We start from the raw sequence: 13025 nt of genomic DNA on the forward strand, positions 1-13025 counted from the left end.
TATAAGAATTATGAGCAAAAATGTTTATCAATTTATCGACGTAAAGCGTATTGATCCGCCTAAGAAGTCGATAGACGAACGAAGAATTGATTTCGTTGAAATTTATCACCCATTAAGCAATGAACAAAGCCAAGGACAAGCAGATCGTTGTCTTGACTGCGGTAACCCTTACTGTGAGTGGAAATGTCCGGTTCACAACTATATTCCGCAATGGTTGGAGTTAGTCACTGAAGGGAAGATTTTTGAGGCGGCTGAGCTTTGTCATCAAACAAACAGTTTGCCTGAAATGTGTGGTCGTGTGTGCCCACAAGATAGACTTTGCGAGTCTGCTTGTACATTGAATGATGAGTTTGGTGCGGTCACTATCGGTAACATCGAAAAGTACATCACTGACACAGCCTTTGAGCAAGGTTGGACGCCAGACCTTTCTCATGTTGTAAAAACAGGTAAACGCGTTGCTATTGTTGGCGCAGGTCCAGCCGGTTTAGCTTGTGCTGACGTTTTAACGCGTAACGGTGTCGATTGTGTAGTTTACGATAAGCATTCAGAAATCGGTGGTTTACTCACGTTTGGTATCCCTGCATTTAAACTAGAAAAAGACGTTATTGTTCGTCGCCGTAAAATATTTGAAGGTATGGGCATTGAGTTCTGCCTAAATACAAATGTAGGTGTTGATGTAACCTTTGAAAGTCTAACTAACGAGTATGACGCGGTTTTCTTAGGGCTTGGTACATACACTGATATGGAAGGCGGTTTCGACAACGAAAAAGCGCCGGGTGTATACAATGCCTTGGACTTTTTGATTGCCAACACACAACACATTATGGGTGTCACCGAAGGTGCTAAGCCTTACGTAAACTTCGAAGGTAAAAAGGTCGTTGTTTTGGGTGGTGGTGATACTGCGATGGACTGTGTACGTACCTCTGTTCGTCAAAGTGCAGCAGAAGTAACCTGTGCTTACCGCCGAGACGAGGCGAATATGCCTGGCTCACCACGCGAAGTACAAAACGCCAAAGAAGAAGGTGTGAACTTTCAGTTTAACCTTCAGCCACTTGACGTTGCCGTTGATGAAAACGGTAAAGCGATTGGCGTTAAATTCGTAAAAACGCAATTGGGCGCACCAGACGCTAATGGCCGACGTAGCCCAGAGCCTATTGAAGGCAGCGAGTTTGTGATGGAAGCTGACGCCGTTGTTATCGCCTTTGGTTTCTTACCTAGCCCACCGCAATGGATGAAAGATGCTGGTGTAGAAGTAGACGCTAAAGGCCGTGTTATCGCGACTGATAATAGCCAATTTGCTTTGCAAACCAGCGCAACAAATATCTTTGCCGGTGGTGATATGGTGTTGGGTTCGGACCTCGTGGTAACCGCAATTGATCAGGGCCGAAAAGCAGCGTTAGGTATTCTTGACTACCTATATGCAGAGCAAGTCATCGCGGTATAGGCCAAACTATAAACAATAAAAATTAAAAAAAATCAAAGGCTATGCACTGCACAGCCTTTTTTTTCGCCACTTTTTGATGTTAGGTGATGTTACACAAATGCAACAATTGCTATAATTTAGTTTGCATGTCGAAGTATTTGTGGTGGCGCGTGAGACAATCTAAACGACAATTAATCCTAGCTGTAGCGATTATTGGCATTTTTATGAGTGCTGTTGTTGCATTCACTTACTTCGCGCTCCAACAAATAAAAAAAAGCAGTGCCGAGCAAATCCGCGATAACCTGCAAACATTGCTACTTACCGTTCAAGAGGCTCATCATATTCTGTTAGAGCAGCGCCGTTACACCATCGAAAGCGTCTCTGAAAATGAAAGTTTCATGCAACTTTCTCAGCAGTTAGTTAGTGAATATCAACAAAAAGCGCCTATTGTTAAAAGCGATGCATTAATGGCCATTCGCCAATTTATGAACCCGGTGTTAGAAAATTTTAGTGATAATGATTTTTATATTATCGCGCCGGACTATACCAACATTGCCTCGATGCGTAATGCCGCCCTTGGCAGCCAAAATATCATGGCTGTACAAGCACCTGAGCATTTAGCCAAAGTGTTTTCAGGCCAAACCGTGTTTGTTCCACCCGTCATTAACTACGGCAGTGAACTAGTCGTCAACAACAGAACCTACGACACCCGCATGTTTATTATTGCGCCAATCTTCAATAGTCGTGTTGAAGTCATTGCAGCTATAGCGTTACGCATCAACCCTAAAAGTTATTTCACCAACATCACCACCCTCGGCCGAGTTGGCGAAACAGGTGAAACTTATGCTTTTGACTCGAAGGGAAGACTACTGACGGACAGTCGCTTTATCGCACAGTTGCGTCGCATCAACATTGTGGGTTTTAGCGGTAAATCAGATGAGAATATTCTACTGAAAGACCCTGGAGGAGATCTAACGCAAGGCTACAAGCCACGTCTTAGCTATCATGACATGCCGATGACCTTAATGGCGAGCGAAGCAATAGCTGGGCGCAGTGGTATTAATGTTGATGGCTATCGAGATTACCGCGGTGTATTGGTCTTTGGCGCTTGGTTATGGGAGCCCGATTATCAATTCGGTATTGCCACTGAAATAAATGTCGAAGAAGCACTTCAGCCCTACTACAAAACACGTAATACCCTGCTCACTCTGATTTCGATTACGTCATTGCTATGCGTGTTTCTACTCAAATTTTTTATTGTCACTCAGCGATTACATCAACGTAAAATCATGCAAGCAAACGCTAGCCTTGAGCAACGTATTTCAGACCGCACCCAAGACTTAGAACAAGCCAAAGAGGAGCTTTCACGCGCGAACCAAGAGCTTGAAGTACTCGTGATCACCGACAGTTTGACCGGGCTGAGTAACCGCCGCCACTTCGACACGCAATACAGCTTAGAGTGGCAACGATGTTTACGTGACAATAGGTCGATTGCCATCATCATCCTAGATATCGACTACTTTAAACAATACAACGACTTTTATGGTCATCTGTCGGGTGATTTATGCTTACAAAACGTTGGCAGCAAACTCAAAGAAATTAACATCACCAAGCGCCCTAGTGACATTATTGCCCGTTATGGTGGTGAAGAATTTATTGTCATGCTCAGCAACACCACAGAAGACTATGTTAAGTATGCGGCGGAAACTATTTGTGCAAGCATTCGTGAAATGGCTATTCCACATCAGCGAAGTGGCATTGGTTCATCAGGTGTGATTACTGTGAGTGTTGGTTATGCCATTACTGATGATCTCAAAGGCATAAAAGCCAATAAGCTCATTAATAAAGCAGATAAAGCACTTTATGAGGCCAAAAGAGAAGGTCGGAATACCGTAGTGAAATATAAAGAGGAAGCAACCAATGTCACTAGCCTCCTCGATCATAAATCTAACAAAAAGAAATAGAGACGAGATGACATCTCATCTTTTAACGCTCTTAGCTCATTTTACGCAACGAACTGCTCGGCAAAATACGTAGAACCCAATGCAACAATGCCCACGGGTAACTTGGTACAAAAGCGTTAGCCTTTTCTTTCTCTATAGCGTTAACCATGGCTCGACAGCCAGTTTCTGTATCGACAATAAAGGGCACTTTTTCCACTGTTTCATTAATTTCACTACGTATAAAGCCAGGGTGAATACAGCTTACTTTAATTGGTGTGCCCATCACATCGATGCGTATGCCTTCAGATAAACTGGTGAGCGCTGCCTTGGTTGCCGCATAAACAGTCATTGCTCGCCTGAATCCACGAACGGCGCTTATTGAAGAAATTGTGACTAAGTGTCCAGCATTCTGCTCTCTGAATATTTCCATAGCTGCCTCACATTGCGCGATGGCAGCAACAAAGTTTGTCTCAGCCGTTTGTTTGTTTGCATGAAAAAAGCCAGTACCTATCGATGCCCCCTTCCCCATTCCGGCATTAACAATAACGCGATCAAGCGAACCAAGTTCCTGCTTAAATTCGCCAAAGACAGTAAAAACGGCATCATGGTCATTCACATCGAGTGACTTGATCAACACTTGGATGTTCGGGTTAATTGACAAAAGTTCGGCTTTTAGCGTTTCTAATCGTTCAACACGGCGCGCACATAGCGCTAAATTTCGCCCTAGCTTAGCGAATTGCTTGGCCATTTCTTTACCCAAGCCAGAACTCGCACCGGTAATTAATATATTTTGTCTGCTCATAGTCTTTTCTTCTTAGTATTCTTTTCTTATTGTTTCGTTCTAGAGACTCTGTGAACCATGTTCTCTGCTAATATCATATGCTGACTTATTTAAAAGTAACGAGCTCATGGTGACCGGATAACTCCATTGCGCTGTAATCATTAAACCGATGTAACATGGCCCCAAAACGCGACACTTTTATTTCGGTAACGCTCGCGTTAGCTACGTTCATGTTAATGCGCATAAAGTTCTCATCTGGTACATTCAATAGCGATACAAGCAAAGCAGCGATTACACCACCCGACGTAAACACAACGGCATTTTCTTTTGCAGGAAGTTCATCACACAGCTGCCTGAAAGCGTCGGTCACACGAGTAAAAAATACGTGCCACGCCTCATTGTATTCGTCATCAAAATCTCCACTTTGCCAACGTTTAAGAGCACTCGAAAACACTTTCACAAATTGCAGAGTCTTATCTTGATGTTGATTAAACTGTGCCACCATTGCTTCTGGATCTGCAAAAGCTGGGTCTAACACTTGTAGCACATTTTGATGATCGAACTCATTCCAACCTTCATGTTGTTGTTCAGTAAACGACTCTCCTCCATTTACCGAATCGCCCCAGTGCGACAAAGCATGTTGCTTTGTCAGCAAGTGACGCGTCATAGTACCGCTAATGACCCTTCCAGCACGCAGCTGTCGAGCGTTGAAATGGTGGCCTAGAGTCTCAGCTTGTGAAACACCGATTTCGGTTAAGATATCGTAGTCTTGCTGACCAAAACCTGCTTGCCCGTGCCTAACCAAGTAAATGCTGCCCATACTATTTTCCTTGATTTTTTATCGCTTTATTGCATCGCCACAGCAAATAATGACTGAATAGCCAAAAGTTTTTGAATGCAGGGTTACGTGTTTGTTTATGGTGGTAGCGGTAATAAATTTGCTGCACTATTCCCGCTAACCGGAACAGACCGTAGACCTCATAAAAGGTGAACGATTCAATATCGATTGCCATTTTTTTGCAGTAGTAATCGATAACTTGTCGACGAGAAAACATACCGGGTAAATGGGTGGGCTGACGCCTTGTATTTTGCGCCATAAAATCATCATCAGCTTCCACCCAATAAGCAAGACTATTGCCTAAATCCATCAATGGGTCACCAAGCGTAGCAAGCTCCCAGTCAAGCACACCAATGACTTTGGTTGGTTCATTTTCGCTGAGGATGACGTTATCAAATCGAAAGTCATTGTGCGTTAAGCATATACGTTCATCACTGGGCATATTTTGTTGCAACCAGTGCATCACTTTCTTGCCTGATGGTACATTCCACGTTTTTGCTTTTGCATAGCGCTCGCACCAGCCATCAATTTGACGTTGTGTGTAGCCACTACCTTTACCTAAATGATTTAAACCAGCGGCCTCAACATCTACACTGTGCAACTCAATCAAACAATCGAGCACATTGGTACAAAGCTGCTTCGTTTGCGCAGTCGACAACTTCAAGCCTTTAGGCATGTTTTTACGCGGAATAATACCTGTGAGCTTTTCCATGACATAGAATTCACTTTCCAGCACGCTCGGATCATCGCATAAGGCGACCATTTCAGGTACATAGCTATATACGGGCTTGAGAGCTTTTTGTAAGCGATACTCTCGTCCCATATCATGAGCACCTTTAGCCTTTGTACCTCGGGGAGCACGACGTAAAATAAGTGATTTTTCAGGATACTCTAAACAATAGGTCCAGTTAGACGCCCCACCACTGTATTGGGTAACTTGGGGTTGGCCTGTTAACGTGTCATCTTGTTTTTTTAGCCAAGCATCTACCGTTTCTACTGGTAGTTCTTCACCGCTGCGAACCGCTTTGGCTTTATCTAATACTTCACTGCTCATCTGCGCTAACCCGTTGTCTTAATTTAGTTGTTTGTTTTAACACGGAATTCAAATACCAGTTTGTCGGTAAAAAACGTTTAAGTCGATAGGCTTTTTGTCCCGCTGGGTGCGTGACTATCATAAAATCGTTACGACTTACCCTCTCAAAGCTAATGTCCGCGACTTCGTCAGCCGTTAATTCAGCTTTTTCAAACACTCTGTCCAGCATTTTTCGCATCGCACCAGACTTGGTTTTCAAGCTCATTCCTAAATTGGTTTTGAAAAAACCAGGACATAGCACGCTCACCCCAATATTAAAATCAGCCAGTTCTAATCGCATCGTCTCAGATAGGCTGACCAAAGCAGCCTTTGAGGCATTGTAGCTAGCCATATAGGGGATTGGTGTAATCCCTGCTTGAGAGGCAACATTAAGAAAGTGTCCACGTCCTTGTTTTTTGAAGACAGTGGTAAATTCTTGACTCACTCGTACCATAGCAAACAAATTAATATCAAATACCCACTGCCATTGACTTAGTGGTTCATCTTCGAGCTTATCAGCCGTGGCAACACCAGCATTATTCACCACTAAATCGATGCGTCCCCACTTTGCTATGGCAACCTCTTTGAGGTGCTGAATGCTTTTGACTTTAGTGACATCACAGTTCGCGTAAAAATGTGTGCTACTGTTGCTACCATTGAGTTCATTCAATGATGCGACCAACGCTTGCCCAGCAGTATCATTGATATCAGCAATACAAACACTGGCACCCGCTTTGGCCCAGCGCTCGGCTAATGCCTTACCCAGCCCAGAAGCACCACCTGTGACAATGACATAGTTATGTTCCATCTCTGCGTCCAACCTTTAGCGTTGCTTAGGTTTATATTTGGCGAGTTCTAAACGCGACACCATGCCCATATGCACCTCATCTGGGCCATCCGCAAGCCTGAGACTTCTTGCCATCGCCGCAAACCCCGCCAGCGGAAAGTCATCACACATGCCACCGCCACCATGAACTTGTAATGCCATATCAACGACTTGTTGCAGCATGTTAGGCACAACGACCTTGATAGCTGAAATTTCTGTCATGGCCTGCTTAACCCCCAGATTATCGATTTTCCAGGCTGCATTTAAGGTTAAAAGACGGGCTTGATCTATCATCATACGCGCTTGTGCTACACGCTCTAAATTGCCACCTAACTTAATCGTCGGCTTGCCAAACGCAACGCGTTGTTGACCACGCTCTATCATTAACTTAAGTGCTCGCTCTGCAGCACCAATAGCTCTCATGCAGTGGTGAATACGACCCGGACCGAGTCGACCTTGGGCAATCGCAAACCCTTTACCAAGCCCCATAATGACGTTCTCTTTTGGCACACGAACGTTATCTAATGTCATTTCTCCATGCCCATAAGGTGCATCATAATCACCATATGCACGAAGCATTCGGTCGATAGTTAAGCCTTGACTGTCAAGCGGTACGAGCACCATGGAATGACGCTGATGCTTCTCTGCGTCAGGGTTGGACAACCCCATCACAATGGCCACTTTTGCATCAGGATGGCCAAGCCCTGTAGTCCACCACTTACGACCATTTACAATCACATCGTTGCCGGCATCTTCTATCGTCGCTGCCATATTGGTGGCATCAGAAGAAGCAACGTCCGGCTCTGTCATCCCAAACACTGACCGAATTTCACCAGACAAAAGCGGTTTAAGCCATTGTTCTTGCTGGGCTTTTGACCCAAAGTGGTAAAGCACTTCCATATTGCCCGTATCCGGCGCATTACAGTTAAAAATATCGGGTGCAATTAAACTATGACCCATGGCTTCAGCAAGTGGCGCATAGTCAACACATGATAGGCCTTGTGCAAGCTCACTATCTGGCAAAAACAAATTCCATAAACCAGCTGCTTTGGCTTCTTGTTTTAAGGCTTTTGCTGCAGTCGGCACTTGCCACTGACGCCAGTCGCCGTGTTCATTGATTTTTCGGTTTTGTGCCAATATTTCGGCTTCTTTCGGGAGTACCTTGGTCTGCATAAACTCAGACACTTTATCGAGGTACTGTTGGGATAATTCACTGTGTTCAAAATTCATATCTGCCACTCCATTGAGTCATTAGCATGTTATTGACTAGCATAACCCGTCAACAACAATGAACATAATGAAAGTATTTGCTACCATACTATGAATATAATTCATAAAGATACGTGACATGCCGGCATCAAAAGATATCCAAAAACTTGATTTTAACTTGCTGAAAATATTTGAATCTTTGTATGTAGAGCGGAATATGTCGGCAACGGCTAGAGCCTTGTTCATTACCCCGTCTGCCGTTAGTCATGCCGTGAAAAGACTTCGTAATACTTTGAACGACCCGCTATTTGTGAGACAAGGCCAACAAATGAAGCCAACGCCCGCATGTGAGCGAATGGCACCACAACTCATTGATACACTGACTCGTTTAAAGCAAATTTTGCAGCAGTGCGGGGAGTTCTCACCAGAGACAACCGAACAGACCTTTAAGATAGCTATTCATGACGCATTAGAACCACTTATTATTCCTGTTCTGGTCAATCAAATTGCGCCACTTGTACCAAAAGCGAATTTGACGAGTGTCGCTTTGAACCGAGAGTTACTGGCTCGTCAGCTGAGTTCTGGAGAGGTAGATCTTGCCATTGATATTGCAAGGCCTATGAAGTCGCCTATTCAGCACAGTAAACTGTCCCAAGATGATTTCTGTGTTCTAGCATCCTCGACACATGTTGAGGCAATATCACGACGCCAATACTTGGCCAGCCAACACATTGTGGTATCAAGCAGACCATCGGGCAGGGTCATTGAAGATTTTGCCCTGTTACAACAGGGCATTAATCGAGATATACGGATTCGTTGTCAAAGCTATCAGGCGGCTGTTGACATCGTTGAGCAGTCAGCTTTATTGCTTACGTTGCCCAAGCTCATAGCGAGTAAATACCTGAGTGAACGAACCGTCATGTTTTCGCTGCCGGTATCAATCCCCGCCAGTGAAACCCATTTATATTGGCATGAGCATACTGTTGAAAATGAAGCGCTTAGTTGGATGCGTTCGCAAATTACATCAGTGTTGTATTAGCAAGAACAATCGATTTTTTAGCATTAACTGCTTATAGCCGCTGCCGAACGGCGTTTCGCACTTTTGTTCACCAACAGTAAAATACCAGTACCCAAGTACATGGTTAAGCCATAAATGCCAGCAGGCACGGCAAGTTCACTGTAGTTAAGCAGCGAAATAGCGATTAACATAGCCATAGATGCATTCTGAATTCCTACCTCTATACCCAACGTTAACCGCCCAGCTAAATCACCACCAGCAAGTACAGCTAGAAAAACACCCACCGCTGTAGCCAATACATTCAGTAAGAGTGTTGACCAAAACAGGCTTGCCAGTACTAGATTTAATGCCTGCCACTCTTTGACAACAATGGCGATGACCATAACGACCAAAAATGTCATCGACAAGCGTTGAAAATATGGCAGCAACCTCTGTGCTTGTTTGTCAAAGCGAACTCGCATCAACATGCCTAAGCCGACAGGGACCAGTGTTATCAGCAGAATCGACAGACTAATATTGAACAGTGATACGTCATTTGCCCGTTCCGGCACGAAGTACTGCAAGCTACCCACGATCAGTAAGGGTGAAGTAAATATGCAAATTAACGTAGCAAAAGCCGTTAGTGTAATAGATAAGGCTAAATTAGCTTTAGCCAGTTGGCTCAATACATTGGACATAGTGCCACCAGGGCATGCCGCTAAAATAATTAGCCCTACGGCATACTCTGCTGGCAAAGAAAAAACAAAAACGAGGGCAAATGCAATGGCCGGAAGCAGCACTATTTGGCCAAAAAGACCCGCAATAACCAATTTAGGTGATTGGGATAAGCGGGTGAAATCTTGACGTTGCAGCCCTAACCCCATGCCAAACATGATAAAGGCTAACGCTAGCGGTAACATAATCTCGGTAAAAACACTTGCCTGCATAATTTTTCTTAATCTAAAAAGCTGTCATCTTGTGCCAAGACCTGCATGTACATAGGTTGGAAGTTCCCCCACGTCACCAAGTCAGAGCCATTGATACGTTGAGTTTGCTGTGCAATTGCATCAGGCACCAGTGTCAGCTCGCCAGCACTTTGCGCTAGCAGCTGGCTCTGACAGCAGCTGTCCATGAGTACGAAATTCGCTGCTGCTGCATCGACCGTTTTACCTGTCGTCAGCAAACCATGATTTTGCAAAATAACCGCCATGTTATTCTCTAATGCACCTGCAATAAGGTCGCCCTCTTCCGTTGCAGAGACCACACCGGTAAATTCAGCAAATAACGCATGATTGTTGTAGAACATACAAGCATCTTGTGAGATAGGTTGCAAGCGTTGCCCTAGTGCAGAAAAAGCTCGACCATATACAGTATGGGCATGCGCTACGGCATTCACGTCGGGTCTTGCCATATGAATACGGGAATGAATCGCAAAAGCAGCATTGTTGATTGGGTGATGTCCTTCAACAATCTCCCCTTGATGGCTTACGCGCACCAGATCAGACGCTTTAATATGCGCAAAATGAATAGCAAGTGGATTAACCCAAAACGTGTCTGGGTCAATACAATCACGTAATGTGATATGTCCAGCTAGTCCCTCGTCAAAACCTTTCATGGCAAATATTCTGAATGCTGCAGCCAGTCTTTGCTTTTCGTATTGTTGCTGTTCTTTTTTATCAGAAAATTGAGGCGGCTGAGCAACGGTGAATTTATCGCTGCCTCGAGTCATTGAAGCAATAGTTGCTTCATTAGGTTTTTCAAAAGCAGTCATGGTGCTCTCCCTTTATCGGATCAAAATTTCACGTTAACCCGATACTAAAAAGCTCAAGAATTAATACAAATGATACAAATTGATAGACAACCATAAATACAGTGCATAGAAAGAAGGGCTTTGTTCATTATAGATATCAGTTATGTCACTCTTTTATGCATCGACAACTATGAACAACTAAGGGTTTTACGCGCCTTTCTAAAACACCTGTTTTATTGCTGCCTTCGGTGTTAATCTTGAAATGTAACAATAACAAGAAGATCATCTACTTATGGGCATGATAAAAAAACTTTTTAAACGACTATTCATAGGTTTACTAGTTTTACTGGTGCTTGCAGGCGCATTTGCTGCACACGAATGGAAAGCCGAAAAACCTTTTATCTTTAGAGCATTTCTTGATCGCACCTTGATCAAGTTTGCGTTTGAAAGCCCGGAAACATTAACGTCGCTTGGCTTTTTAGAGTCTCTAGGCATTAAAGATCATAATGCACAGTTAGATGATAACAGTCCTGAGCGTACAGACGAACTTTATGCCAAGTTGCCTGCGATTAAAGAGGTACTGTTAAGCTATGACGACGATAGTCTTTCTGAGCAAGACCGCCTATCAAAAGAAATTACCTTATATCTTTTAGAATTTGGCGAAGCGTCGGAACCTTTCCGCTATCACAACTATCCAGTTAACCAGTTGTTTGGTGTTCAAAATGGCTATCCAAGCTTTATGGAAGCACAACACCAAGTGCACACAGTTGAAGATGCTGAAAACTATCTGTCACGATTAGAAGGTGTGCGCGTTAAGTTTGCGCAAACACTTGCGGGCATTCAACTACGAGAAGAAAAAGGAATATTGCCACCGCGATTTGTCATTGATCGGGTATTAGAAGAGATGACAAATTTTGTTAACACACCGCCACAAGAAAACATTCTTTTCACCTCTTTAGAGAGGAAAATGAATGAAGCGGTTGAAATACCTGCAAATGAAAAGTCACGTTTGTTAGCGTCTGCTGAAGATAACATTAAGCAATATGTTTATCCGGCTTATGACTTGTTGATAGAGTATTTTGATCGCGTGAAAACACGCGCAGGAACAGACGATGGACTATGGCATTTACCTGACGGTGACAAAGCATATGAAATGGCACTAAAACTGTTTACCACAACAGACTACACCGCTGATGAAATTCACAATATTGGACTTGCTGAAGTAGACCGCATCCAGGGAGAAATTCTAGCGATCTTAGAAGCGGAGGGTTATGACATTAGCCAAGGCTTTACAACCGCTATTGAGGCGCTTGCCGCTGACGAACGCTTTTACTACGAAGATTCGGATGAAGGCCGCGCTCAAATATTAAAAGATTACCAAAAAATCTTAGACGAGATCGACGGCAACCTCGACAATGCCTTCCGTATACGTCCGAAAGCAGGCATGGAAGTCGTACGTATTCCAGAGTTTAAAGAGAAAACCTCACCTGGTGCGTATTATCAACAACCAGCAATTGATGGCAGTCGTCCAGGGCGTTTCTTCGCAAACCTATATGACATCAAAGCGACGCCAACATACAGCATGCGTACCTTGGCATATCACGAAGGTATTCCGGGTCATCATTTCCAAATTGCCATTTCGATGGAATTAGAAGGTATGCCATTTATTCGCCGTATATCTCCATTCACGGCATATACCGAAGGTTGGGCGTTGTACACCGAATACTTAGCTTGGGAGCTTGGTTTCCAAGAAAACCCTTTCGACAATATCGGTCGCTTACAAGCAGAGCTATTCCGCGCTGTTCGCTTAGTGGTGGACACTGGTATTCATGCTAAGCGCTGGACACGTGAGCAAGCGATTGATTACATGAAAGCAAATACCGGTATGGCGCAAAGCGACGTAGTCTCAGAAATTGAGCGCTATATAGTCATGCCTGGCCAAGCAACCGCTTACAAGGTAGGTATGATGAAGATACTAGAGCTACGCCAGCGCGCCAAAGATGTGCTAGGTGACCGTTTTGATTTACGCGATTTCCACGATGTCGTTCTTAAAAACGGCGCAGTACCGCTAGATGTTCTGGAAAGATTAGTCGAACAATACATCGAACGTACTTAACGCAACGTATAAAGGTCAGACATTGTCTGGCCTTTTTTATTTCTAACGGTTGAAATGGAGAAGGACAAAA

The 13025-nt window shown here is 44.0% G+C and carries 11 protein-coding genes; 4 read left to right on the forward strand and 7 right to left on the reverse strand.

Annotated features, from left to right (window positions below):
- The first annotated feature begins 10 nt into the window (after positions 1-10).
- Positions 11-1444, forward strand: coding sequence for an FAD-dependent oxidoreductase (locus tag ACFSJY_RS03280; protein WP_386031073.1), 1434 nt, complete (start codon positions 11-13; stop codon positions 1442-1444).
- 149 nt (positions 1445-1593) lie between these two features.
- On the forward strand, positions 1594-3387 hold the full coding sequence (locus tag ACFSJY_RS03285; RefSeq protein ID WP_386031076.1) for a sensor domain-containing diguanylate cyclase: 1794 nt from the start codon (positions 1594-1596) through the stop codon (positions 3385-3387).
- Between the two features lie 31 nt (positions 3388-3418).
- On the opposite strand, the gene ACFSJY_RS03290 is transcribed toward ACFSJY_RS03285, so the two are convergent.
- The 5 genes from ACFSJY_RS03290 to ACFSJY_RS03310 all read right to left on the reverse strand — a co-directional run bounded on the left by ACFSJY_RS03290 (position 3419) and on the right by ACFSJY_RS03310 (position 8113).
- Positions 3419-4168: an SDR family oxidoreductase gene (locus tag ACFSJY_RS03290; RefSeq protein ID WP_386031078.1), complete on the reverse strand. Its 750-nt coding sequence runs from the start codon at positions 4166-4168 to the stop codon at positions 3419-3421.
- A gap of 85 nt (positions 4169-4253) precedes the next feature.
- Positions 4254-4967 carry a histidine phosphatase family protein gene (locus ACFSJY_RS03295; protein WP_386031080.1) on the reverse strand — a complete coding sequence of 238 codons (714 nt, stop codon included), beginning with the start codon at positions 4965-4967 and terminating at the stop codon, positions 4254-4256.
- 1 nt (position 4968) lies between these two features.
- Entirely contained in the window at positions 4969-6039 is a 1071-nt protein-coding gene (locus tag ACFSJY_RS03300) for a phosphotransferase family protein (protein ID WP_386031082.1), read from the reverse strand.
- Entirely contained in the window at positions 6029-6865 is an 837-nt protein-coding gene (locus tag ACFSJY_RS03305; RefSeq protein WP_386031084.1) for an SDR family oxidoreductase, read from the reverse strand. Before ACFSJY_RS03305 ends, ACFSJY_RS03300 begins: the two co-directional genes overlap by 11 nt.
- A gap of 15 nt (positions 6866-6880) precedes the next feature.
- Positions 6881-8113 (reverse strand): acyl-CoA dehydrogenase family protein, encoded by a 1233-nt coding sequence (locus ACFSJY_RS03310; protein ID WP_386031086.1) that lies wholly within the window; start codon positions 8111-8113, stop codon positions 6881-6883.
- A gap of 118 nt (positions 8114-8231) precedes the next feature.
- Here ACFSJY_RS03310 and ACFSJY_RS03315 point away from each other — a divergent pair, with 118 nt between their 5' ends.
- Positions 8232-9131, forward strand: coding sequence for a LysR family transcriptional regulator (locus ACFSJY_RS03315; RefSeq protein WP_386031088.1), 900 nt, complete (start codon positions 8232-8234; stop codon positions 9129-9131).
- Between the two features lie 23 nt (positions 9132-9154).
- Here the strand turns inward: ACFSJY_RS03315 and ACFSJY_RS03320 are convergent, their stop codons facing one another.
- Both ACFSJY_RS03320 and ACFSJY_RS03325 read right to left on the reverse strand, forming a co-directional pair.
- On the reverse strand, positions 9155-10036 hold the full coding sequence (locus tag ACFSJY_RS03320) for a bile acid:sodium symporter family protein (protein WP_386031090.1): 882 nt from the start codon (positions 10034-10036) through the stop codon (positions 9155-9157).
- A gap of 8 nt (positions 10037-10044) precedes the next feature.
- The gene (locus tag ACFSJY_RS03325; RefSeq protein WP_386031092.1) at positions 10045-10860 is read right to left on the reverse strand and encodes a class II aldolase/adducin family protein; all 816 of its coding nucleotides are present in this window, start codon (positions 10858-10860) and stop codon (positions 10045-10047) included.
- A gap of 277 nt (positions 10861-11137) precedes the next feature.
- On the opposite strand from ACFSJY_RS03325, the gene ACFSJY_RS03330 reads away from it, so the two are divergent.
- Positions 11138-12955, forward strand: a complete 1818-nt coding sequence (locus ACFSJY_RS03330) for a DUF885 domain-containing protein (RefSeq protein WP_386031095.1) — start codon at positions 11138-11140, stop codon at positions 12953-12955.
- Positions 12956-13025: the final 70 nt, after the last annotated feature.

Source organism: Thalassotalea euphylliae (assembly GCF_042682785.1).
GTDB classification, from domain to species: domain Bacteria; phylum Pseudomonadota; class Gammaproteobacteria; order Enterobacterales; family Alteromonadaceae; genus Thalassotalea_F; species Thalassotalea_F euphylliae.